The sequence below is a fragment of the Bacillus sp. FSL W8-0640 genome (genome assembly GCF_038007725.1).
Classification (GTDB): Bacteria; Bacillota; Bacilli; order Bacillales; family Bacillaceae_G; genus Bacillus_A; species Bacillus_A cereus.
Window position 1 is genome coordinate 663,605 of the sequence record NZ_JBBOXT010000001.1, and the last position, 23,878, is coordinate 687,482.

Sequence of the window (23,878 nt, forward strand, 5' to 3'; positions counted from 1 at the left end):
TGGGAATGCATATTGAAATGAAAAACATTTCAAAGGCGTTCAATGGAAATCCTGTTTTGAAGAATGCACAGTTTATGATTGAAACAGGAGAAGTCCATGCATTGATGGGGGAAAATGGAGCGGGTAAATCAACGCTCATGAAGATTTTAACAGGTGTATACAAAAAAGATGGTGGGACAATCACAATTGATGGGCAAGAGCGCACCTTTAAAAATGCGAAAGAAGCTGAAGAGTACGGCATCGCATTTATACATCAAGAACTAAACATATTGCCGAATTTAACAGTAGCTGAAAATATGTTTCTCGGTAAAGAGTTAATGTATGGGAAAACAGGTATTTTACGCACTCGCCAAATGAATGCGATTGCGCAGCAGCAACTAGCGGAGTTAGGGTTGCATGTAAGAGGCGCTATGTTAGCAGAGGAATTATCGGTTGGACAACAGCAAATTATCGAAATTGCGAAAGCATTAATGACAAACGCGAGCGTTATTATTATGGATGAACCTACTGCGGCACTGACGGATCGTGAAATCGAAACGCTCTTTACAGTAATCAATAAGTTACGTAAAGAAGGTGTTTCATTCGTGTACATTTCGCATCGTATGGAAGAGATTTTCTCAATATGTGATGCTATTACGATTTTGCGTGATGGAGAATACGTCGGAAAGAGATTAATTCCAGAAACATCATTTGATGAAGTAGTGAGTATGATGGTGGGGCGCAGCATTGGTGAACGTTACCCAGAGCGAAATAGTCAAATTGGTGATGTCATTTTTGAAATGCGTAACGGAACGAAGAAAGGGAAATTTGAAAATGTTTCGTTTCAAGTGAGGAAAGGTGAAATCCTTGGTGTAGCTGGTTTGATGGGGGCTGGTCGCACTGATATTATGAAAGCGATATTTGGTTATGAACCTTTAGACTCTGGACAAATTTTTATAAATGGACAAGAAGTAAAGATTGATAGTCCAATAGATGCAATTAGACAAAGAATTGCTTTCATTACAGAAGATAGAAAGTCTGAAGGATTAGTGTTAGATTTTTCAATTCGAGAAAATTTAGCTTTACCGAATTTAGAAAGTCTTTCAAAGGGAAGTATTCTAAGCAACGAGCTAGAACAACAGTTTACAGAGGATATGATGAAGCTTCTTAATGTGAAAGCATCTAGCGGAGAGCAGGCAGTGAAATCTCTTTCTGGTGGAAATCAGCAAAAGATTGTAATCGCAAAATGGCTAGGCATTCATCCGCAATTACTCATTTTAGATGAGCCAACAAGAGGTGTTGATGTTGGAGCGAAAAAAGAAATTTACTCTATTATGAATAAGCTTACAGAGCAAGGCGATGCCGTTATTATGGTATCATCTGAGCTTCCGGAAGTTTTAGGGATGAGTGATCGAGTTCTTGTTATTCATGAAGGAAAAGTCGGCGGAATTTTAGGGAAAGATGAGGCATCACAAGAGTCTATTATGGCACTAGCTACAGGGGGAGAGTAAGGATGGCTAAGAAGGGGAATGTATTACAACAACTCGGTTCTTTAATCGGTTTAGTATTAATTATCGTCGTAATTACAGCTTTAAATCCAGCGTTTATTGAAATTCCAAATTTATTTAATATACTGCGTCAAGTATCGATTAATGCGCTTATTGCATTCGGAATGACCTTCGTAATTTTAACAGGGGGTATTGACTTATCGGTAGGTTCTATTTTAGCATTATCAAGTGCACTTGTTGCTGGAATGATGGCAAGTGGCATGGATCCGTTCCTTGCAATGGCAGTTGGATTATTAGCAGGTCTTGTAATGGGAATTGTAAACGGTATCATCATTGCGAAAGGAAAAGTAGCTCCATTTATTGCAACTTTGGCAACAATGACTATTTTTCGTGGGTTGACGCTTGTTTATATGGACGGACGTCCGATCACTGGTCTTGGTGATCATTTAATGTTCCAAATGTTTGGCCGCGGTTATTTTCTTGGTATTCCGGTACCAGCTGTTACAATGATGATCGCTTTCGCAGTACTGTACTTCATTTTGAAGAAAACGACATTTGGTCGCCGTACATTTGCAATTGGTGGAAATGAAGAAGCAGCAGCACTATCAGGTATTAATGTTACGAGAATTAAAGTAATGATTTACGGTCTTTCCGGAATTTTGGCAGCGCTTGCAGGTATTGTCTTAACATCACGATTAGATTCTGCACAGCCGACTGCAGGTACTTCTTATGAATTAGATGCAATTGCAGCAGTTGTATTAGGTGGAACAAGTCTTTCTGGGGGAAGAGGATGGATTGTTGGTACATTCATCGGTGTACTTATTATCGGTGTATTAAATAACGGTTTAAATTTATTAGGTGTATCTTCTTTCTTCCAACAAGTTGTAAAAGGACTTGTAATCTTACTAGCTGTATTAATTGATCGCAGAAAAGAAGCGTAATGGAGGGACAGTTCATGAAGAAATGGTTACTTATACTCGTTGCATGTATTATGGTCATTACTGCTGGTTGTTCAATGGAACCGCCAGAATGGGCAAAGGATTCTAGCGATAAAGGTCGAAATAAAACTATTAAAGTTGGATTCTCTGTTTCAACTTTAAATAATCCCTTTTTTGTAACTTTGAAAAAGGGTGCAGAAAAGAAAGCGAAAGATAGTGGCATCGAATTAATTGCTGTTGATGCACAAAATGATGCAGCAAAGCAAACGAACGATGTTGAAGATTTAATTCAAAAGGGTGTCGATGTAGTTGTTATTAATCCGACCGATTCAGATGCTGTTGCTTCAGCAGTAAGTGCGGCAAATGCAGCAAATGTTCCTGTTATTACAGTAGACCGCGTTGCGAATTCAGGTAAGGTTGTTTCTCACATTGCTTCTAACAATATCGAAGGTGGTCAAATGGCTAGTGATTACATTCGTGAATTAGTTGGCGAAGGAGCAAACGTTGCTGAGTTAGAAGGAATCCCTGGATCTTCCGCTGCTCGTGAACGTGGGAAAGGATTCCATAACGTAGCCGATAAGTCTTTAAAAGTAGTTGCAAAACAAGCAGCTGATTTTGATAGAGCGAAAGGATTATCTGTTATGGAAAACATTTTGCAAGCAAATGGTGATATTAAAGCCGTGTTTGCGCATAACGATGAGATGGCATTAGGTGCACTTGAAGCATTGAAGTCTGCTGGAAAAACAGATGTAGTCGTTGTTGGATTTGATGCAACAGACGATGCAGTGAAAGCGGTTAACGATGGGCGTATGGCTGCAACAGTTGCTCAAAAACCGGAATTAATCGGGGAGAAGGCGATGCAAACAGCAAAAGAGATAACACAAGGTAAAAAAGTGGACAAATCTATTCCGATTGAATTAGAGCTTATTAAGAAAAATAAATAAATATAAAATGAAAATTAGGAAGGAAGAACAACAAATGAAATTCTTTATTGATACAGCAAACGTTAACGAAATTAAAGAGGCAAATGAATTAGGTGTATTAGCTGGAGTAACGACAAATCCATCACTTGTAGCAAAAGAAGGCGTAGACTTCCACGAACGCATTCGTGAAATTTGCAACGTTGTAGAAGGACCTGTAAGTGCAGAAGTAATTAGCTTAGAAGCTGATAAGATGATTGAAGAAGGAAAAGAACTAGCGAAGATTGCTCCAAACGTTGTAGTAAAAGTTCCAATGACAACAGAAGGTTTAAAAGCAGTAAAAGCGTTCTCTGATTTAGGAATTCGTACAAACGTTACATTAGTGTTCTCAGCAGTTCAAGCATTACTTGCAGCTCGTGCTGGTGCAACATACGTTTCACCATTCTTAGGTCGCTTAGACGATATCGGTCATAACGGTATGGACTTAATTCGTCAAATCGCAGAAATCTTTGCAATTCATGGCATCGAAACAGAAATCATTGCAGCATCTGTACGTCACAGTGTTCACGTAACTGACGCAGCATTAAACGGTGCACATATTGCAACAATCCCAGCAAACGTAATTGCTTCATTAGTGAAGCACCCATTAACAGATCAAGGAATTGAGAAATTCTTAGCTGATTGGGAAAAAACACAAGAGAAATAATAGAAAAGCAAGAATCCTAGTTTAATTGACTAGGATTCTTTTTTTTATTTAAAAGAATTTTCATGCAATTTTGCATATTGTCTTTTAAATTTGTTATATAAGATATTTAATATATATCACATAACTCTTTATTTTTCATATTTCGACATAAAGTGAAACTTTAATCAGTGGGGGCTTTGTTCATCCCCCCACTGATTATTAATTGAACCAAGGGATAAAAAGATAGAGGGTCTGACCAGAAAACTGGAGGGCATGATTCTATAACAAAAAGCTTAATGTTTATAGAATTATGTCTTTTTATATAGGGAGGGTAGTAAACAGAGATTTTGACAAAAATGCACCAATTTATCTGAATTTTAAGTTTTATAAAAGGGGAGAAATGGAATGAGAAGAAAAGCACCATTTAAAGTGTTGTCATCATTAGCAATTGCGGCAATTATCGGATGTACATCTGTAATGAGTGCTCCGTTAGCATATGCAGAAACGGCAGCAAAAAAGAAAGATAATGTATCTACAACACCAATTGATTACAATTTAATTCAAGAAGATCGTTTAGCGGAAGCACTGAAAGAAAGAGGAACAATTAATCCATCATCTTCTAAAGAAGAGACGAAAAAAGCTGTTGAGCAATATATTGAAAAGAAACAAGGAGATCAGGCGAATAAAGAAATTCTTCCAGATGCTCACTCACAAGAAACGTCTGATTTCACAAAAAAAGTAAAAGAGAAAAAGATGGAAGAAAAGGAAAATGTAAAAAAGGCTGAAAAAAATGTTAGCCTTGAGCAAAAGCCAGAACCAAATAAAAATCAATTGAATGGGCAAGTTCCAACTTCAAAAGCAAAGCAAGCTCCATATAAGGGATCTGTTCGATCGGATAAAGTATTAGTGCTACTCGTTGAATTTAGTGATTATAAACATAATAATATTGATCAAACACCAGGTTATATGTATTCGAAAGACTTTAGTAGAGAACATTATCAAAAGATGTTGTTCGGTAATGAGCCTTATACTTTATTTGATGGTTCAAAAGTAAAAACGTTTAAACAATACTATGAAGAGCAGTCTGGTGGTAGTTATACGACAGATGGATATGTAACGGAGTGGCTAACTGTTCCAGGAAAAGCATCTGATTATGGAGCTGATGGTAGCAGTGGTCACGATAATAAAGGTCCGAAAGGTGCACGTGATTTAGTGAAAGAAGCTTTGCATGCAGCTGCTGAGAAAGGACTAGATTTATCCCAGTTTGATCAATTTGATAGATATGATACAAACGGGGACGGGAATCAAAATGAACCTGACGGTGTAATTGATCATTTAATGGTAATCCATGCTGGTGTTGGTCAAGAAGCTGGTGGCGGTAAATTAGGTGATGATGCGATCTGGTCACATCGTTCAAAATTAGCAGTAGATCCAGTAGCGATTGAAGGTACGAAATCAAAGGTAGATTACTTTGGTGGTAAAGTAGCAGCACATGATTACACAATTGAACCAGAAGATGGAGCTGTAGGTGTGTTTGCACATGAATTTGGACATGATCTTGGATTACCAGATGAATATGACACGAAATATACTGGAAATGGTTCACCAGTCGAAGCTTGGTCATTAATGAGTGGAGGTAGTTGGACAGGGAAAATCGCAGGAACAGAGCCGACTAGTTTTTCACCACAAAATAAAGACTTCTTACAAAAGAATATGGGTGGCAACTGGGCAAAAATATTAGAAGTAGATTACGATAAAATTAAGAGTGGTGTGGGAGTTCCTACCTATATTGATCAAAGTGTTACGAAATCAAATCGTCCAGGCGTTGTACGTGTTAACTTACCAGGTAAAAGTGTTGAAACGATTAAACCGGAGTTTGGAAAGCATGCATATTATAGTACAAGAGGCGATGATATGCATACAACGTTAGAGACACCATTCTTTGATTTAACAAAGGGAACAAATGCAAAATTCGATTATAAAGCAAATTATGAGTTAGAAGCAGAGTGCGATTTCGTCGAAGTACATGCAGTAACAGAAGATGGAACGAAGACGTTAATTGATAGACTTGGAGAAAAAGTAGTCCAAGGAGATAAAGATACAACAGATGGGAAATGGATTGATAAATCATATGATTTAAGTCAATTTAAAGGCAAAAAAGTGAAACTACAATTCGACTATATTACAGATCCGGCTGTAACATATAAAGGTTTTGCGATGGATAATGTAAATGTAACTGTTGATGGACAAGTTGTATTTTCTGATGATGCAGAAGGACAGTCTAAAATGAATTTAAATGGTTTTGTTGTTTCTGATGGGACAGAGAAGAAAGCTCATTACTACTACTTAGAATGGAGAAACTATGCGGGATCAGATAATGGATTAAAAGCAGGAAAAGGTCCAGTGTATAATACAGGTCTTGTCGTTTGGTATGCAGATGATAGTTTTAAAGATAACTGGGTTGGGATGCATCCAGGTGAAGGATTCCTTGGTGTTGTTGACTCTCATCCAGAAGCGCTAGTTGGTAATTTAAACGGGAAACCAGCATACGGTAATACGGGCATGCAAATTGCAGATGCTGCATTTTCATTTGATAAAACACCAGCATGGAGTGTAAATTCATTAACACGTGGTCAGTTTAACTATTCTGGATTACAAGGTGTTACAACTTTTGATGATTCAAAAGTATATAGTAACAAGCAAATTGCAGACGCAGGAAGAAAAGTTCCAAACCTTGGACTTAAATTCCAAGTTGTTGGACAGGCAGAAGATAAATCAGCAGGTGCTGTTTGGATTAAACGTTAATAACATAAAAGCACATTCTTCATATGAAGAGTGTGCTTTTTAATTTGTACAGTAAGTTATTATTTTAGTTTATGTAATACAAGTTTTTATTCATGTGTAGTGTATCAAATTATGTGGGGAAAGGAAATATTTCCGAGGAAATTGTCGAAGTATCGTCAGTATTTATAAACTTTCTGTTTAAAAGAAGAGATGTATTATTGCCTTTACGGCTCAATTTATTTACATTGTTATTTGGTTATACACAAAAGTAATATATTCGGCAGTAAAAGAGCGCTATTGGATAGTGTTCTTTTTGTAGATAGAAAGGAGTTGAGTTAAATGAAAGAAATAATTGAATGTCCACAGTGTGAAGGAGAGATTACTGTGCAACATATTATTGATCTCCCGCATCCTTTTTCATTCAGATGTCCACACTGCAAGGTGAGGTTAAAAGAAATGAGAATCACACCGTGCTTAATATTAGCAGCAATTTGTATCATTCCACTGTTTATTATAATTGGAGAGAGTATTAAGGAATTACTAGTAAAATATTTTTCTATTATAGATGATGTACCAACTGTACTTATTTTCTTCTTATTTTGTTATCCATTGTATTATTTCTATGAAAAATATAATGCTATATTGTTTATTAAATACGGCTTATTGAAAGTTAAAAGTTGAATTGAATAGGAGATTATCATAATGCTTTGGAAAATATATTTAGTTATTGTAGCAATGTTAGCTATTATTTCGTTAGTAAGGGGCATGTTTCAAACACCAATTCAAAAGTTTGACTTTGTAGTTTCTATTATTACGTGGATAGGGCTCTTTGGTTTTGTATTTGATATACAAATATTAACCTCAATTGTTTGGAAATGTATCTTCTTGTTTAGCGTCATTTGGACTTTAACTGCAGTTTTTGTTTTTCGTTTATATGAAGAGCGAGATGAGCCGTTACCTTTTATATTTAAAGTAATTGGAATTATTCCAACGCTTCCATTATATTACGGATTATATCAATATGCATTTTAAAAAAGACAACGATGGATTATCCCATCATTGTCTTTTTTACTTTGCTTCTTACATAAATCATCCCAGCAAATGTTAATAAAAATGCTGTCCCGATAATGAAGCTGATGCTAGGTGATGCTCCGATTGCGCCGACTGTAAAGGAGCCAGCAACAACTCCTAATGAGAAGAAGGCATAAAATAATCCGAATGCCTTTCCGCGATTATCGTCTGTAGTATTTTCAACGAGTAAAGCGTTAATAGACGGGAAGAGGATTGCGAATCCAATTCCATAAATTATCATTACGATAAAGAGCATACCTTTTGTAGCAAATAATCCGAGTAAAGATAATGCGAATGCCATAACTGCAATTCCGATTAGCATTAGTTTCGAACGATTAAATCGATCGTAAATACGATTTGTTGGAAGCAAGAAGAAGAGGATAGCAGTTATACCAAATACACTTAACATCATGCCTGTTGTGGATGCTTTAAGCGCTAATGCCTCAACTTTTACTGGTAACATATAAGTGACAATTCCTTGTGAAAACATTAATGTGAAAGCACCAATATATGCTTGTAATAACGGTTCTGATTTTAAAAGTTCAACCATATCTTCTTTGTTTATCATTTGCGTTCTTGATGTATCTTTTCTTGATACGTTATTTGGTAAGAAGAATAGAGATACGATCGTACCAAGAGCCATTAAAATAGAAATAGTAATGAAGACCCATTCTACGCCAGCTGTTGCTTTCATAATACCGCTGAAAGCCGGTCCTACGATTGCGGCTGTTCCAACAGCAGCACCAGATAGAGCCATTGCTTTTCCTTGTCTTTTTGCATTTGTTTGTTTTGATAAAAATGTAAAGGCAGCAGGAATTAAAAAGCCATCACTAAATCCATGCATAAAGCGAACAACTAATAGTTGTTCACCACTTTGAACAACGGTGTATAACAAGACTATGAAACTCGTAATTCCCATGCTTATATAAAGGATTTTTTTTGCACCAAATTTATCGACAGCTGCTCCAGCAATAATATTACCGATCATATTAGCGAATGAGTACATACCGACAACTAGCCCGATAATAAGAGGGGTTCCTCCAAGGCTTTGAGCGAAAGTACTCATAATAGGTAATTGTGAAAATGTATCTAAAAATGCCACGATAACGATAAAGTAAATAAAATATTTCAAGCGATATTCACCTCTCCTATGCTATTATGGCATAATGCTAATTTCACCTGCAATGAAATTGAATTAACAGATGTGGAAAAAAGTACAAAGTGACAAAATATTGAACGTTATTTGTAAAAAATTAGTAGAGATGCGATTGTTTTTTTGAAATATATGGATAGAAGTATTATAATAGAATTGTAAACTTCACCAGGTTAAGTATATACATAGAGAGGGATGTATAAAATGAAAGCACTACTTTGGCATAATCAACGTGATGTACGAGTAGAAGAAGTACCAGAACCAACAGTAAAACCAGGAACAGTGAAAATCAAAGTTAAATGGTGTGGTATTTGTGGGACAGACTTGCATGAATATTTAGCAGGGCCTATTTTTATTCCAACAGAAGAACATCCATTAACACATGTGAAAGCACCTGTTATTTTAGGTCATGAGTTTAGTGGTGAGGTAATAGAGATTGGTGAAGGAGTTACATCTCATAAAGTGGGAGACCGCGTTGTTGTAGAACCAATTTATTCTTGTGGTAAATGTGAAGCTTGTAAACATGGACATTACAATGTTTGTGAACAACTTGTTTTCCACGGTCTTGGCGGAGAAGGCGGCGGTTTCTCTGAATATACAGTAGTACCAGAAGATATGGTTCATCACATTCCAGATGAAATGACGTATGAACAAGGTGCGCTTGTAGAACCAGCAGCAGTAGCAGTTCATGCAGTACGTCAAAGTAAATTAAAAGAAGGGGAAGCTGTAGCAGTATTTGGTTGCGGTCCAATTGGACTTCTTGTTATCCAAGCAGCTAAAGCAGCAGGAGCGACTCCTGTTATTGCAGTTGAACTTTCTAAAGAACGTCAAGAGTTAGCGAAATTAGCAGGTGCGGATTATGTATTAAATCCAGCAACTCAAGATGTGTTAGCTGAAATTCGTAACTTAACAAATGGTTTAGGTGTAAATGTTAGCTTTGAAGTAACAGGTGTTGAAGTTGTACTACGACAAGCGATTGAAAGTACAAGCTTCGAAGGACAAACTGTAATTGTTAGTGTATGGGAAAAAGACGCAACAATTACTCCAAATAACTTAGTATTAAAAGAAAAAGAAGTTATTGGTATTTTAGGATACCGTCACATCTTCCCAGCTGTTATTAAATTAATTAGCTCTGGTCAAATTCAAGCAGAGAAATTAATTACGAAAAAAATTACAGTCGATCAAGTTGTTGAAGAGGGATTTGAAGCACTTGTAAAAGATAAAACACAAGTAAAAATTCTTGTTTCACCTAAATAAGATAGAATCGAATAGAGTAGCCCTTTTCTAGAAATAGAAGAGGGCTACTTTTTTTCTATACTGAAAGGTGATAGACTTTCCTTTGACTAAATGTATTTTTGTTTGGAAGGGAGAATCTAATGCTTTCATTTTTGTTAACTTTAAAGCGAATGTTAAGAGCCTGTTTACGAGCGTGGAAAGATAAAGAATTTCAAGTATTATTCGTATTAACAATTTTGACTTTAATATCGGGTACGATTTTTTATAGTACAGTTGAAGAATTACGTCCTATTGACGCTTTATATTTTAGTGTGGTCACGTTGACGACTGTCGGTGATGGGAATTTTAGTCCGCAAACTGATTTCGGAAAGATATTTACAATCTTATACATATTTATTGGGATTGGATTAGTGTTTGGATTTATTCATAAGTTAGCAGTTAATGTACAATTGCCAAGTATATTATCGAATAGAAAAAAAGAGTAAAGCGTTCAGATGCTTTACTCTTTTTTTACATTAGTTTAGACAAGCCTTAATAATAGTTTATTAAAATGAAAGTGTATTCATTCATTATATTCACTGTGTATAAAGTTATAATGATATGAACATTTGCATATTTTAATTTATTGATAGAAATTTCGTGAAAGGTGGGATATTCTAGTCATAGGTTAACCGGACGACATCATAGGATCCTAACAAAATGTTTACAATAATTCAATTATAAAATGGAGGATTTTATATGAAAAAGAAAGTACTTGCTTTAGCGGCAGCTATTACATTAGTTGCTCCATTACAAAGTGTTGCATTTGCTCATGAAAATGATGGGGGACAGAGATTTGGAGTTATTCCGCGCTGGTCTGCTGAAGATAAACATAAAGAAGGCGTGAATTCTCATTTATGGATTGTAAACCGTGCAATTGATATTATGTCTCGTAATACAACACTTGTAAAACAAGATCGAGTTGCACTATTAAATGAATGGCGTACGGAGTTAGAGAACGGTATTTATGCTGCTGACTATGAAAATCCTTATTATGATAATAGCACATTTGCTTCACATTTCTATGACCCTGACAATGGGAAAACTTATATTCCGTATGCAAAGCAGGCAAAGGAAACTGGAGCTAAGTATTTTAAATTAGCTGGTGAGTCTTACAAAAATAAAGATATGAAACAAGCATTCTTCTATTTAGGATTATCTCTTCATTATCTAGGGGATGTAAACCAACCGATGCATGCAGCAAACTTTACGAACCTTTCGTATCCACAAGGGTTCCATTCTAAATATGAAAACTTTGTAGATACGATAAAAGATAACTATAAAGTAACGGATGGAAATGGATATTGGAACTGGAAAGGTACGAATCCAGAAGATTGGATTCATGGAGCGGCAGTAGTTGCGAAACAAGATTACGCTGGCATTGTAAATGATAATACGAAAGATTGGTTCGTGAGAGCTGCTGTATCACAAGAATATGCAGATAAATGGCGCGCTGAAGTTACACCAATGACAGGTAAGCGTTTAATGGATGCACAACGTGTTACTGCTGGATATATTCAGCTTTGGTTTGATACGTACGGAAATCGTTAAGTATTTAAAAAAGGTCAAATCTCAGAATAGAGTATTTGGCCTTTTTATCACTATACAATACATGGAGGTATGAAACGTGAAAGGTAAATTGCTAAAAGGTGTACTTAGCTTAGGTGTTGGTCTAGGAGCTTTATATAGTGGAACGTCAGCTCAAGCAGAAGCGTCTACAAATCAAAACGATACATTAAAAGTGATGACGCATAATGTATATATGCTATCAACAAACTTATATCCGAACTGGGGACAAACTGAGCGTGCTGATTTAATCGGGGCGGCAGATTATATAAAGAATCAAGACGTAGTTATATTAAATGAAGTGTTTGATAATAGCGCATCAGATCGTTTATTAGGGAATTTGAAGAAAGAATATCCAAATCAAACAGCAGTATTAGGTCGTAGTAGTGGAAGTGAATGGGATAAAACGTTAGGAAACTATTCATCTTCAACTCCTGAAGATGGTGGCGTTGCGATTGTGAGCAAATGGCCAATCGCTGAAAAGATTCAATATGTATTTGCAAAAGGATGCGGGCCAGATAATTTATCGAATAAAGGATTTGTATACACGAAAATTAAGAAAAATGATCGCTTTGTTCATGTAATTGGTACGCATTTGCAAGCGGAAGATAGTATGTGCGGAAAAACTTCACCTGCATCTGTACGTACAGACCAATTAAAAGAAATTCAAGACTTTATTAAAAATAAAAATATACCAAATAATGAGTATGTGTTAATTGGTGGTGATATGAACGTAAATAAAATAAATGCAGAGAACAAGAATGACTCAGAGTATGCATCTATGTTTAAAACATTGAACGCTTCTGTACCATCTTATACTGGACATACAGCGACTTGGGACGCAACGACAAACAGTATTGCAAAATATAATTTCCCTGATAGTCCTGCTGAGTATTTAGATTATATTATTGCAAGTAAAGACCATGCGAACCCATCGTATATAGAGAATAAGGTGTTACAGCCGCAATCCCCACAATGGACTGTTACATCATGGTTCCAAAAATATACGTATAATGATTACTCTGATCATTATCCAGTAGAGGCGACTATTTCTATGAAGTAGTTTCAAAAAGTTTCTTCGTAAAGAAGAAACTTTTTTTATTTGCAAACAGGAAAATCACACTTTCTTTCCAATATGTATAAGACATATTGAGAAGAGGAGAGAAAAATGTGGATCGAGGAATTTTTAAAGAAGTTCCATTACCGTGTGCATTTTTGGATGAAGTGGCTTTAGATAGAAATATTCAATCGATTATAGAGTTAAGTGGAAATAAAAAGATTCGTATAGCGAGTAAATCGTTACGCTCTGTTCCGATTATGCAAAAGATACTAGCTGCAAATGATCGATTTCAAGGTATTATGTGCTTTTCACCTAGAGAGATTTTATTTTTAATAGAACAAGGATTTAATGATTTATTGCTTGGATATCCTGCTTACGATGAAAGAGCTCTGTATGAAATTAGTTTGTTAACAAAGAAAGGTTTCATTATAACTTGTATGGTGGATTGTGAAGAGCATATTGTGTATTTAGAAAACATTGCTGAGCAATCTAAAGGATGTTTTCGTGTTTGTTTGGATATTGATATGAGTAGTCGCTTCTTTCAATTTCATTTTGGTGTACAAAGGTCCCCAGTAAAAAATGTGCAGGATGCGTTGAAAGTAGTAGAAAAGGTGAGAAGGTCATCATATTTAATGTTAGATGGTGTAATGGGATATGAAGCTCAAATTGCCGGGGTGGGCGATTATATACCGAATCAATGGTTGAAAAGTAAAGTGATTTCGTATTTAAAGCAGAAATCAGTGCTAGAAGTTAAAGAAAGAAGAGAACATATTGTAAAAGCAATACAAAACATTGGTATTGAGCTAAGGTTTGTAAATGGAGGCGGAACAGGAAGCATAAAAACAACCGAGAAAGATAATTCAGTTTCAGAGATTACAATAGGTTCTGCTTTTTATTCTCCGAAGCTGTTTGATTATTATAAAGAGGTGAAATTTCATCCAGCGGTCGGATTTGCCTTACCAGTTGTGCGTAAACCAGTCCCGTTTATTTACACTTGCCTAGGTGGTGGATATATTGCTTCAGGAGCAGTTGGAAAAGATAAAGAGCCTGAAGTTTGGAGACCGAAGGGTGCAAAATTATTAGCTTTAGAAGGTGCTGGCGAGGTACAAACGCCAATTTTTTATAACGGCGAGGAACGAGTGGATATAGGAGAGACCATTTTGTTTCGTCATAGTAAGGCTGGTGAATTATGTGAACGCTTTCCTTTTTTGTATCGTGTTAAAAAAGGAGAGATTGTCGGGGAGTATTCAACATATCGGGGGGATGGCCAATGCTTTCTATAAAGGGACAAAAGTGGAGAAATTGGACAGGGAATGTAGAAGGAACGCCGCATTATACGATGTATCCAGAAAGTATACAAGATGTAGTAGAAGTTGTGGGGCTTGCGCGAAAAAAGGGAAAGAAAATTCGTGTTGTCGGTTCAGGACACTCGTTTACCCCCCTTGTGCAAACGGAAGAAGTTTTAGTTTCTTTAGATGAATTGAAGGGTATTGTGAATATTGATGCAGAGAAGATGGTTGCTGAAGTATGGGCAGGAACAAAGTTATATGATTTAGGGAAGTTACTTGAGGAAAAAGGTTATGCGCAAGAAAATTTAGGGGATATTGATTCGCAATCTATTGCAGGAGCGATTAGTACGGGGACTCATGGAACGGGTATTACCTTTGGGAGTTTATCAACACAAGTTATAGAGATTACGGCAGTTCTATCTAATGGTGAGAGTATAGTTTGTTCGGAAGCTGAGAACGTAGAATATTGGAGAGCGTTTCAGTTGTCACTTGGAATGTTAGGTATCATTGTAAAGATAAAATTGAAGGTTATTCCAGCGTATTCACTCGTTTATGAAAGTGAAAAACAGTCATTATCCACTGTAATGAACAAACTAGAAGAATATAAGAAGCATCGTCATTTTGAATTTTTCGTTTTTCCTTATTCTGATGAAGTACAAGTGAAACTTACGAACGAAACAACGAATAAAGGCAGTGATTTGAAATGGCATAAACTAAAGGTGGAGTTACTTGAAAATAGGATGTTCTCTTTACTATCTAAAGGATGTAAATGGTTTCCTTCTATAAGTAAAGGCGTGAGTCGGTTATCAGCTAAAGCTGTACCAAACACAAAAATAATTGGCCCGAGCTATGAAGTATTTGCTACATCACGTACGGTGCCATTTTATGAAATGGAGTATAGCATTCCTTCAAAGTATATGAGGACGGTTGTAGAAGAAATCTCAAATCTTATTGAAAAGAAAAAGTATAAGGTGCACTTCCCAATCGAATGCCGTTATGTGAAAGGGGATGATATATGGCTTAGTCCGGCCTATGGAAGAGATTCAGCATATATCGCTGTTCATATGTATAAAGGTATGAAATATGCTGCTTACTTTGGCGAAGTGGAAAAGATTTTTCTAAAGTATGAAGGGCGTCCACATTGGGGGAAAATGCATACATTATCATATGAGCAATTACAATATATATATCCAGAATTTCATTCGTTTTTACAGGTGAGGAAATCTCTAGATGAACTTGGAATGTTTTTTAATCCTTATGCAGAAAAGTTATTTATCCCGCTATTTGTCGGGCAGTAACACTCTCGTCGCAAAATTCGGTGGGAGATAACCGCCCGGTTGGGGAGGGCTGATTAAAGTTTCACATTATGTATATGAAAAAGCTGACAAATAATTATTTGTCAGCTTTTTTTAGTGTAATTGCATTTCTTGTATGACTAATATGTTCATAAAATAGTAGTTTATCCCGGCTAAATACATGTAGTAAAACATGAATAATAAATAGGCCGTTAATGATGAATAAGAATAACAATGTAACGAGTAATACTAAAGGCTCTGTGTGATTTAAAATAGAGCTACTAGAAAGAATATAATTGATTCCACCTAATGCAAAATAAAATATACCGTAGCGAATAAATAGTTCTTTTAATGTAATACGATTTGATTTTCCTTTCACGTGAATGCGAAGCAATGCTTTCCCAATTGTTTTTCCGTTAGTAAAGTATGGAATAATAATAAAGTAAATAAGGATTGAACACGTAATGAAAATGAGTTCATACATATTGGTGTAAGATTGCATATTAGAAACGAAGAAAGAATTTCCTTTGTTTTTAACGACAGGTACGACGATAGATAAGAAAATCCAATCAATTTGCATCGCGATAAGGCGACGAATGAATCCGACTGGTTTCGTTTCCAAATCAATATGACTATCTAACTCGTTTGTCTTCGGAAGGAAGTACGTAAATATTGGTGCAATGATAAAACCAATTACGCCACCTAATGTATTTAAAAACAAATCATCGATATCAAATAATCGGTATGCACAATTGTATATACCGTATAATCCAGTCACTTGTGTTAGCTCGAAAAATAGTGAAAGGAAAAAGGAAATGCAAATTGTTTGTAAGAAACTACGTCGGAAATAATAACGTAAGTAAATACCGAATGGAACAGTTAATAGAACGTTAAAGGCAACTTGTAAAAACGCAGACTCTTTTAATAAGTAGAAATAAGTAGCTGGTTTCGTTAAAACTGCCGATGTATGACTACTAATCTCTTGTATGAAATAAAATGGTGCGAGTTGCATGTGTTGTGTATTAGCCGGTTGTAGGCTACAAGTATCAAACGTTTGTGGCAACGGCAAAATAACAAGAAAATAGGCATTTAATAAGTAAAGTAATAATGAGTATAAAATAAATGAGCGCCATTTATTTAAATAACCGTATTTTCGATAATTAAATATTAAAAAAGGGATTAAAAGAAACATTGCTAAAAAAGGAAATAAAATAAATGCTGTTTTCACTGGAAATAAATATGCAGTCAAAGTAAAACTCCTTTCAATAAAAATTCGTTTATCATTATAGCGCTAAAAATATTTAAATACAAAGTTAAAACCTTTCGAAATAGAAAAAATTACTAATTTGATAGAGATTAAGTTATAATAAATTTAATATAAGGATATTGTGATTATATAAGTTGAGAGAGGGTACAAGAGATGCGATATGAACTTTTTTCTGTAAGTGGGGATCATATTACGACTTTTGAAAGTGCATGGCGTTTTCAGGAGGGAGAACAGATTTTTGTTCATGATGATCAAACAAAACGAAACTTTATTATTATTCGGCTGACGCATGATGTATTTCAACAAAATAAACATGTTATTCGTTTGTATTGTCAAGAGAAGAAAGTGTATGCATAAGAGAAGCCCTCTTACAGTATGAAAAGTAAGAGGGTCCTTATCTCGTTATTTGTGAACAGCCCAATTGATGAGGGCTGATTAATTTAACTTTATCATTTTGGCCCTCGTAAGGAATAAAAAGAGAAGGATTAATGCACATAGGTAGCATTTGATTTGGAAGAAAGGATATAGCCTTGTATTTTGTGCTTCAAAGTTTCATTGCCTTCTTTTTGAGAAAGCCATGTATGGTAATCTTGTTGTGTTTTCCATAACATACGAATCATATACTCTGCCTTATCATTTGTACGATGAACAGGTGAAAACTCTATGTTAATACAACCGTTCGTTCCGGGGGAAGGATAATATTGTTTAAGCCCATAAAGTAGCTCATTTTCATATTCGTACTTAATGTGAATGAGTTTAGTAACTATAAACATATAAACACCTCTTTTACGATAATAGTAGGAAAGATAGAATTACTGTAATAGTGAATTTTATAAATATTATACTATTCAGAAAATTATAAGTAAATAACAGGTTTTAACTTAATAAAGGTATAAAAAAGCGAGCCATTCTATTACACTAGATGACTCGCTTTTAATTTGTAAGTTTTACTTTATAAGAAAATAAGAGTAAGTACACCTACGATAATACAATAGAAAGAGAAATATTTTAAATTTCCTTTTGCCATAATGTTCATAAACCATTTTAGTGAAATATACGTCATGATAAATGTTGCGATGAATGCAACGACATATGGTACGAATAATGTGTCTAGATTTGGATCATTTGCAATGTCTGTAATGCTTAACAATAAGCCACCTAAGCTAACAGGAATGTATAGTAAGAATGAGAAGCGAAGAGCTGTTTCTTGCTTCATACCAAGTAACATTGCTGCTACGATTGTGGCACCAGATCGGCTTATTCCGGGAATCAGTGCACAAGCTTGTGCTAATCCGACGATGATTGCATCTTTCATAGAAAGGTCGCCATCATTTTTACGACCGCGTAAATTTCTAATAATCCAAAGGCCGACAGCAGTAATAAGAAGGGAAACCCCAACCATCTTCACACCTTTTAAGTACTGATCGATGTAATCTTTAAATAAAACACCAATAACACCTGCTGGAATGGTTGCAATAACAAGATAAATAATAAAGAAGAAATCTGATTTTGCGTCTTCTGCTCTTGTAAATATATAAGAGAGACCATTCTTCGTTAGACGAATTAAATCATTTCTATAAATAAGTAATACAGCTAATAATGAAGCTGAATTAACAAGTAGTTCGAAGCTAAACCCTTCTATTTTTAGTCCTAGCAAATGTTGTGCTAAAACGAGATGACCACTTGAAGAAATCGGAATTGGTTCTGTTAGTCCTTGGAACAGACCGAGAATTAAATATTTTAAAACGTAGTAAAATTGTTCCATAATAACCTCCTTGTTTATTAGTTGAAAGAAACAACTTTTCCATTATAACAAAGATATGGATGAATATTGAAAAGAAATAAATATTCAAAATAAAATAAAAATCCCTTATAGCAGTATAAGGGATTCTTAATTTTAATTAAGAAGTCACTGTTCCTTGAAGACTTTTAGACAATTGAACATCGACTTTTTCAGCATCATGAATATGATTCATAATAGTAGTATTTAATTTATGGAACATTTGTTGTGTGTTAGCAAATTCTCGTAATATGTCATCATTACAAGACTTTTGGTTTTCGATAGCCTTAATAACATTTGTAGCACCATTTTGTAACGTTTGAATCATAACTAAAATATTTTCAATTCTAGCATTTGTATCGGCGCTCATTTCTACACCTTCATCGACTAAATGTAAATTATCTTTTGTGTTATCATATGCTTTTTCAATTTCTTCTTGAATTTTTTTCGTTAAGTTGCCGATGTTTTTTGTACTTTCTGCTGTACTTTCCGCTAGTTTTCTTACTTCATTGGCAACGACAGCGAATCCTTTACCGTGCTCTCCAGCACGCGCGGCTTCAATACTCGCATTTAATGCAAGTAAATTTGTTTGTGCTGCAATGTTTTGAATGACTTCTACAATTTGCTCGATTTCCTTTGAACGTTCGCTTAGATGATTCATACTATTAGACGTGCGTTGAGATTGTTCACCTAATTTATTAATTACAATAAGTAAGCGGTGAACGGATTCTTTTCCTTCATTAGAGCAGTCAATAATTTCTGCAATAGACTGAATTAAGCTTTGTTCCTTTTGTAACATTTCATTATTTAACTCATTGGAATGTGTCGTACGTGTTGAAACATTTTCGAAACATGAACTTAACTGTTGAACTAAATTTTGAAGTGTATTGTGTTGGTTATTTACAAGTTGATGCTCTTGTACAACGCTTTGTACACGATCGTGGATAGTAGAAATAGTCTCTTGCTTTTCAATATCTTTTTGTTTTAATTCTGCTTCTAATTCTTGTATACGCTCTTCTAATTGAGCAATTGTATGTTGGAGTGATTTTTTTTGAGTAAACATGTATTTATTTCAACCGCCTTCGAAAGTTATATTTTCTCTATATTTGGATTTTAGCATCTTTTGTATTTTTTAAATATAGGAATTGTTAAATATTTAAGAATCTATTACATTTTATTCATAATTCTCTTTTTTTCGTCACGAAAAATAAACTGTATTTAATCGTTTTGTAAACAAACTGTAAAATAAATCATGTATAACTGTATAAGAAGGGAGTCGGATTATGAACTATTTTAAGCGAATCAGCTGTCTAGTATTAGCAGGAATTATCGGTCTTTCTAGTACAGTCGCTGTTAAAGCAGAGTCAAACGACGAGAAACTTAACAACATGCAACAGCAATTGCAACAAAACGATGCAGAAATGCAAAAGAAAGAGCAAGAGAAGCAAGCTGTTAGTAAAGAAATTAAAGGTATCGAAAACGAACTACATAATTTAAATAATACAATTGCAAAAAATAAAGAGGATCAAGCTGCTATTCAACGTAAAATCGATGAAACACATAAGCAGATTGAGCAAAAAAAGCAAGAAATTGTCGTTTTGGAGGATAAAGTCCTTGCTCGTAAAGATATTATGAGAAAACGTATGGTTTCTGTTCAAAACAGTTCAAATACAAGTTTAGTAGTAGAAGTTGTAGTAGAATCAAAAAACTTTGCAGACTTCTTACAACGTATGAACGCAGTTTCTACTATTCTAGAAGCTGATAAAGAAATTTTACGTCTACAAGAACAAGATCTTCGTCAAATTGAAGAAGATAAGAAAACAATTGACGAAAAAGAAGCATCTTTAGTAGTAGACAAACAAAAATTAGCAAAAGCGCAAGCTGAACTGCAAGATAACTTGAAAAAGCGTCAAGATAACTTACAAACAGTTCAAGCTAAATATAATGAAGTTGCAAGTCAACTTAATTTAGCAGCGGAAGAAAAAGCTAAAATTGAATCAAATATGAAGACAGTACAAGAAACGATTGCTCGTGAGCAAGAAGCAGCAAGAATCGCAGCGGAAGAGCGTGCAAAAGCAGAAGCAGCTGCAAAAGCAGAGCAAGAAGCTTTAGCGAAAGCACAAGCAGAAATTGCTGAAAAGCAAAAGCAGGAAAAAGCTAGTAAACCAGCTGAACCTGTAGCAAAAAATACAGAAACACAGTCTAAGCCTGATACGAAACCAACTCAAGGTGGAAAAGAATTTTACGTAACAGCAACCGCTTATACAGCTGACCCATCTGAAAACGGCTATAAACCGGGTGAAACTGTAAAATCTAAGTTAGGACATAATTTAACTGCAAATCCAAACATGAAATTAATTGCTGTAGATCCATCTGTTATCCCATTAGGTTCTACTGTATATGTAGAAGGATATGGGACAGCAATTGCTGGAGATACTGGTAGTGCAATAAAAGGGCATATCATTGATCTATTAATGCCAAATTCAGCTCAAGCTAATGACTGGGGTAGAAGAACAGTTAAAGTTAAAATTCTAAACTAACAAGTAATCCAACTTTACAATACGTAGAGTTGGATTTTTTTATAATAATAATGTTAAGTTGAGTTTACATTTTGTTAAGGATAGCATACAATAATGGTGAGAGGTGGTAAATTTGACCATTTTAAACAGAGTAAAAGAATTAAGAGCTCGTTTTAACTTTACGCAAAGCGTATTAGCAGAAAAGGTTGGAGTAACGAGACAAACAATTGCAGCAATTGAAAAAGGGGATTACGTTCCTTCGTTGTTATTAGCACTTACGATTTGTGATGTGTTCCAGTTAAAGATGGAAGATGTGTTTGTTTTAAATAAGGAGGGAGAAGAGGATGAATAGAATTGTTTTTTCTTATATTATAAATGTACTCTATACTGCACTAGCATGTTGGACATTTGTTGAATTTTATAGTGTTATTACAGAGTTAGCAGATATAATTAAAAACGAGAAATTCCCATTTGAAGTATGGTTTAATGGAGTACCATTCATTTTATTATTTATTGGAGCAATTATAGTTACAATTTTTTATAGAATTCAAAAGAAAAAATATAAGAATTTATCTTTTTGGATGTATCCATTATTATTTCCGCTAGAAGATGAACGTGAAAAAGCGATTACGGATAAAGCTTGCCGAACAACATTTGTATCGTTATGGTTTGTGTTACCTTGTGCAGTTGGATTTTTAACTTTTTCGCCTATTATTAATGAATATCTTCCTGGATACCCATTATATATTCTATTTTCTATTTTCTTTATTCAAATGACAGTATTTCACGTATCACTATACAGAAATAAATTAGCTTAAAAAGAAACCTTCTTGCACCGGCAAGAAGGTTTCTTTTCAGCTAATACTTGTACATATGACGATATTATTTTATCATTTTATATAGAGTAAGATTTTGTAAGGGAAAGGAACTGTGTATGAATAAGCAAAGAATTTATAGTATAGTAGCAATTCTGCTATTTGTTGTAGGTGGCGTGTTAATTGGAAAGCCATTTTATGATGGATATCAGGCTGAAAAGAAACAGACTGAAAATGTGCAGGCTGTTCAAAAGATGGATTATGAAAAGCATGAGACGGAATTTGTAGATGCTTCCAAAATTAATCAACCAGACTTGGCGGAAGTAGCGAATGCATCATTAGATAAGAAACAAGTAATTGGTCGTATTTCGATTCCAAGTGTTTCAGTAGAACTGCCTGTTTTAAAAGCTTCTACTGAAAAAAACTTATTATCAGGTGCAGCGACAGTAAAAGAGAATCAAGTTATGGGAAAAGGAAATTACGCATTAGCAGGACATAATATGTCTAAAAAAGGTGTTTTATTTAGTGATATAGCTTCTTTGAAAAAAGGCCATAAAATTTATTTGTATAACAATGAAAATGAATATGAGTATGCGGTTACTGGTGTATCTGAAGTGACTCCTGATAAGTGGGAAGTTGTAGAGGATCATGGGAAAGATGAGATAACGCTTATTACATGTGTATCTGTAAAGGACAATTCTAAGCGTTATGTTGTTGCTGGTGATTTAGTAGGAACGAAGGCGAAGAAGTAAAAAAGAAGGGGAACTCTTTAAAGAGTTCCCCTTCTTTTTTACTAATGTTGAGAAATAATAGAATATTTCGGTTTGTATTTAATTATTCTTCTATTTATGTATAATAAATTTAGAATTCTATATTTTGGGAGGAACAAGAGTGAGACAACAGGTGAAGAAACTTCTTTTAACAACGAGTATAGCGTTATTGGTAGCTCCAATTTCAGCTTATGCGCATCCAGGGCGTACAGATGCTAATGGCGGACATACGTGTCGTACAAATTGTGAGAAGTGGGGATTACAGTACGGGGAATATCATTATCACAATAAACCAGCTTCTAGTAGTGGCGCAACGAGCCCAGCTCCTAGTCAGAATAATAATAGTGCTGTAGAAGCTGAGAGACAAGCAGAAGCACAGCGCAATACTGAGGCTGAAAAACAACGTGCTGCAGAAGCACAGCGTAAAGCTGAAGAAGAGAGACAACGTGTAGCCGAGGAACAAAGAAAAGCTGAAGAGGCACGTAAGCAAGAGGAAGCGCAGCGCCAAGCTGATATGGAAAAAGGTCAACTTGAAGGTCAAAAGAATGGAGAAACTGATTTTAAAGCAGGAAAAAATGATGCAGAAGTGCATGTAGCTGGAAAATCTGATGCATATAAACAAGCGTTTAAAGCGACTTATGTAGCCGCATGGTCTTTAGAAGAGCAGAAGAAAACGCATTTTGAAAAAGGAAAAGAACAAGGTTTAGCACAAGAGACAATGGACGATAGTCAAGTTGCTCCAGAGTTTAAGGTAAACTTTGCAGACGGATTCAAAGTAGGGAATAAAGAAAGAACAGAAAAAATTGAAAAAGAGCAAGCTAAATTAGGGGAAAAGACAGGGAAAGAACTAGCTGAAAAGAATCCTGGAAATAGAGAGAAAGAAGTATACGTGAAGGCATATGAAACAGCGTATGAAAAAGGCTATAAGTCTACAAAAAAGGCAGTAGAAAAGGCTGGCTATAAGTATGCATTTGAAAACTATGATTTAAAAGTTCCTGCTAAGTATGAACGAAATGAATTGTTAAAGAAATGGTTTACTGAAGGATTTAAATCGAATAAAAAAGCAGCGGAAATTCGAGAAGAAGGGTATAAAAAAGGAGACAGCTGGTTCTCATTCTTCTATAAGAGTTTCGTACCAAGTGAATATAAAGAACATAAAGAGCTGTACGAACAAGCAATAGAAAAAGGTAAAACAGCATAAAAA

General features: G+C 35.0%; 23 protein-coding genes and 1 pseudogene. 19 read left to right on the forward strand and 5 right to left on the reverse strand.

The features are described from left to right. Positions 1 to 5: 5 nt before the first annotated feature. The 7 genes from rbsA (at position 6) to N2V80_RS03400 (ending at position 7,846) form a co-directional block, all read left to right on the forward strand. The gene (rbsA, locus tag N2V80_RS03370; protein WP_001986250.1) at positions 6 to 1,490 is read left to right on the forward strand and encodes a ribose ABC transporter ATP-binding protein RbsA; all 1,485 of its coding nucleotides are present in this window, start codon (positions 6 to 8) and stop codon (positions 1,488 to 1,490) included. Positions 1,491 to 1,492: 2 nt separating this feature from the next. Then, complete coding sequence (locus tag N2V80_RS03375; protein ID WP_001074641.1) at positions 1,493 to 2,428, forward strand: ABC transporter permease subunit; 936 nt, start codon at positions 1,493 to 1,495, stop codon at positions 2,426 to 2,428. 14 nt (positions 2,429 to 2,442) lie between these two features. Then, positions 2,443 to 3,369, forward strand: coding sequence for a ribose ABC transporter substrate-binding protein RbsB (gene rbsB, locus N2V80_RS03380; protein ID WP_000758974.1), 927 nt, complete (start codon positions 2,443 to 2,445; stop codon positions 3,367 to 3,369). A gap of 34 nt (positions 3,370 to 3,403) precedes the next feature. Beyond that, a complete protein-coding gene (fsa, locus tag N2V80_RS03385) occupies positions 3,404 to 4,051 on the forward strand; it encodes a fructose-6-phosphate aldolase (RefSeq protein ID WP_000667698.1) in 648 nt (215 codons plus the stop codon). 384 nt (positions 4,052 to 4,435) lie between these two features. Beyond that, positions 4,436 to 6,835 carry a M6 family metalloprotease immune inhibitor InhA2 gene (inhA2, locus tag N2V80_RS03390; protein WP_001252962.1) on the forward strand — a complete coding sequence of 800 codons (2,400 nt, stop codon included), beginning with the start codon at positions 4,436 to 4,438 and terminating at the stop codon, positions 6,833 to 6,835. A 318-nt stretch (positions 6,836 to 7,153) separates the two neighbouring features. Continuing rightward, on the forward strand, positions 7,154 to 7,495 hold the full coding sequence (locus N2V80_RS03395) for a hypothetical protein (RefSeq protein ID WP_000658668.1): 342 nt from the start codon (positions 7,154 to 7,156) through the stop codon (positions 7,493 to 7,495). A gap of 21 nt (positions 7,496 to 7,516) precedes the next feature. After that, complete coding sequence (locus N2V80_RS03400) at positions 7,517 to 7,846, forward strand: hypothetical protein (RefSeq protein WP_000964467.1); 330 nt, start codon at positions 7,517 to 7,519, stop codon at positions 7,844 to 7,846. A 16-nt stretch (positions 7,847 to 7,862) separates the two neighbouring features. On the opposite strand, the gene N2V80_RS03405 is transcribed toward N2V80_RS03400, so the two are convergent. Then, positions 7,863 to 9,017: an MFS transporter gene (locus N2V80_RS03405; RefSeq protein ID WP_061655600.1), complete on the reverse strand. Its 1,155-nt coding sequence runs from the start codon at positions 9,015 to 9,017 to the stop codon at positions 7,863 to 7,865. Positions 9,018 to 9,242: 225 nt separating this feature from the next. Here N2V80_RS03405 and bdhA point away from each other — a divergent pair, with 225 nt between their 5' ends. The 6 genes from bdhA to N2V80_RS03435 all read left to right on the forward strand — a co-directional run bounded on the left by bdhA (position 9,243) and on the right by N2V80_RS03435 (position 15,526). Beyond that, complete coding sequence (gene bdhA, locus N2V80_RS03410; RefSeq protein WP_000645827.1) at positions 9,243 to 10,295, forward strand: (R,R)-butanediol dehydrogenase; 1,053 nt, start codon at positions 9,243 to 9,245, stop codon at positions 10,293 to 10,295. A 119-nt stretch (positions 10,296 to 10,414) separates the two neighbouring features. Next, complete coding sequence (locus N2V80_RS03415) at positions 10,415 to 10,759, forward strand: potassium channel family protein (RefSeq protein WP_000948209.1); 345 nt, start codon at positions 10,415 to 10,417, stop codon at positions 10,757 to 10,759. Positions 10,760 to 11,012: 253 nt separating this feature from the next. Further along, positions 11,013 to 11,864 (forward strand): phospholipase CerA, encoded by an 852-nt coding sequence (gene cerA / locus N2V80_RS03420; protein WP_000730997.1) that lies wholly within the window; start codon positions 11,013 to 11,015, stop codon positions 11,862 to 11,864. Between the two features lie 76 nt (positions 11,865 to 11,940). Continuing rightward, a complete protein-coding gene (gene sph, locus N2V80_RS03425; RefSeq protein WP_000676797.1) occupies positions 11,941 to 12,942 on the forward strand; it encodes a sphingomyelinase C in 1,002 nt (333 codons plus the stop codon). Between the two features lie 107 nt (positions 12,943 to 13,049). After that, on the forward strand, positions 13,050 to 14,222 hold the full coding sequence (locus tag N2V80_RS03430; RefSeq protein ID WP_000373747.1) for an amino acid deaminase/aldolase: 1,173 nt from the start codon (positions 13,050 to 13,052) through the stop codon (positions 14,220 to 14,222). Continuing rightward, on the forward strand, positions 14,210 to 15,526 hold the full coding sequence (locus N2V80_RS03435; protein WP_000948949.1) for a D-arabinono-1,4-lactone oxidase: 1,317 nt from the start codon (positions 14,210 to 14,212) through the stop codon (positions 15,524 to 15,526). The genes N2V80_RS03430 and N2V80_RS03435 overlap by 13 nt, the downstream gene beginning before the upstream one ends. A 94-nt stretch (positions 15,527 to 15,620) precedes the next feature. On the opposite strand, the gene N2V80_RS03440 is transcribed toward N2V80_RS03435, so the two are convergent. Then, on the reverse strand, positions 15,621 to 16,772 hold the full coding sequence (locus N2V80_RS03440; protein WP_000128013.1) for a VanZ family protein: 1,152 nt from the start codon (positions 16,770 to 16,772) through the stop codon (positions 15,621 to 15,623). A gap of 171 nt (positions 16,773 to 16,943) precedes the next feature. Here N2V80_RS03440 and N2V80_RS03445 point away from each other — a divergent pair, with 171 nt between their 5' ends. Then, positions 16,944 to 17,147, forward strand: a complete 204-nt coding sequence (locus tag N2V80_RS03445; RefSeq protein ID WP_001268332.1) for a hypothetical protein — start codon at positions 16,944 to 16,946, stop codon at positions 17,145 to 17,147. Positions 17,148 to 17,275: 128 nt separating this feature from the next. On the opposite strand, the gene N2V80_RS03450 is transcribed toward N2V80_RS03445, so the two are convergent. The 3 genes and pseudogenes from N2V80_RS03450 to N2V80_RS30470 form a co-directional block, all read right to left on the reverse strand. After that, on the reverse strand, positions 17,276 to 17,563 hold the full coding sequence (locus tag N2V80_RS03450) for a hypothetical protein (RefSeq protein WP_000471239.1): 288 nt from the start codon (positions 17,561 to 17,563) through the stop codon (positions 17,276 to 17,278). 179 nt (positions 17,564 to 17,742) lie between these two features. Next, on the reverse strand, positions 17,743 to 18,555 hold the full coding sequence (locus tag N2V80_RS03455) for an undecaprenyl-diphosphate phosphatase (protein ID WP_000434796.1): 813 nt from the start codon (positions 18,553 to 18,555) through the stop codon (positions 17,743 to 17,745). A 136-nt stretch (positions 18,556 to 18,691) separates the two neighbouring features. Then, positions 18,692 to 19,222: pseudogene (locus N2V80_RS30470) on the reverse strand (methyl-accepting chemotaxis protein); the annotation flags it as partial. A gap of 631 nt (positions 19,223 to 19,853) precedes the next feature. Between N2V80_RS30470 and N2V80_RS03465 the strand changes: the two are divergent. From N2V80_RS03465 to N2V80_RS03485, 5 genes are all read left to right on the forward strand, one after another. Beyond that, on the forward strand, positions 19,854 to 21,110 hold the full coding sequence (locus tag N2V80_RS03465; protein WP_001105785.1) for a 3D domain-containing protein: 1,257 nt from the start codon (positions 19,854 to 19,856) through the stop codon (positions 21,108 to 21,110). Positions 21,111 to 21,222: 112 nt separating this feature from the next. Then, complete coding sequence (locus tag N2V80_RS03470; RefSeq protein WP_000154019.1) at positions 21,223 to 21,441, forward strand: helix-turn-helix transcriptional regulator; 219 nt, start codon at positions 21,223 to 21,225, stop codon at positions 21,439 to 21,441. Then, entirely contained in the window at positions 21,434 to 21,907 is a 474-nt protein-coding gene (locus N2V80_RS03475) for a hypothetical protein (protein ID WP_001080043.1), read from the forward strand. Before N2V80_RS03470 ends, N2V80_RS03475 begins: the two co-directional genes overlap by 8 nt. A gap of 116 nt (positions 21,908 to 22,023) precedes the next feature. After that, on the forward strand, positions 22,024 to 22,656 hold the full coding sequence (locus N2V80_RS03480; protein ID WP_061655602.1) for a class A sortase: 633 nt from the start codon (positions 22,024 to 22,026) through the stop codon (positions 22,654 to 22,656). A 139-nt stretch (positions 22,657 to 22,795) separates the two neighbouring features. Continuing rightward, a complete protein-coding gene (locus tag N2V80_RS03485) occupies positions 22,796 to 23,875 on the forward strand; it encodes a YHYH domain-containing protein (protein WP_048568083.1) in 1,080 nt (359 codons plus the stop codon). Positions 23,876 to 23,878 lie beyond the last annotated feature (3 nt).